Genomic DNA, 562 nt, shown 5'->3' with positions numbered 1-562 from the left:
CCTGAATCCGACCAACGATTCGTGGCGGGTGGACGAGACGTATATCGAAGTCAAAGGAGGGTGGAAATACCTTTACCGCGCCGTCGATTCAATAGGTAACACGCTCGACTTCATGTTGAGCGCAAAGCGGGACGGCAAGGCAGCCGCACGGTTTTTCCGCAAAGTTCTCAAGGCGACTCACACTCAAACTCCACGGGTAATTACAGTCGATAAAAATGCCGCTTATCCGGTGGCAGTCGAAGCCTTGAAAGCGGATGAAACGCTGGCAGCAGAGACGAAGTTACGGCAGAGCAAGTACCTGAATAACATCATCGAGCAGGATCATCGAAACATCAAGCGATTGACAAAGCCAATGATGGGATTCGGCTCATTTAATACGGCAAGACGAACCTTAAGAGGCATCGAAGCGATGAGTATGATTCGCAAAGGGCAAGTGAAGGGAATCAGCAAAGGGGACAGTGTATCTCAAGCAAAGTTTATCGAAGAACTCTTTGGAATTAGCGCTTAACGGAACGCGAACGAGATACTTCGTTTGTCACTAAAAAGTATTTGCGACACAACC

The 562-nt window shown here is 48.6% G+C and carries 1 protein-coding gene; it reads left to right on the top strand.

Annotated features, from left to right (window positions below; genetic code table 11):
* Positions 1 to 508 (top strand): IS6 family transposase (locus A8707_RS26380; protein WP_068820428.1); only part of this gene is annotated, 508 nt, incomplete at its 5' end.
* Between the last annotated feature and the right edge of the window lie 54 nt (positions 509 to 562).

It is taken from the genome of Phormidesmis priestleyi BC1401 (genome assembly GCF_001650195.1).
Lineage (GTDB): Bacteria > Cyanobacteriota > Cyanobacteriia > Leptolyngbyales > Leptolyngbyaceae > Phormidesmis_A > Phormidesmis_A priestleyi_B.
Note: the sequence above shows the minus strand (reverse complement) of the source record. Positions and strands in the feature narration are given on the sequence as shown.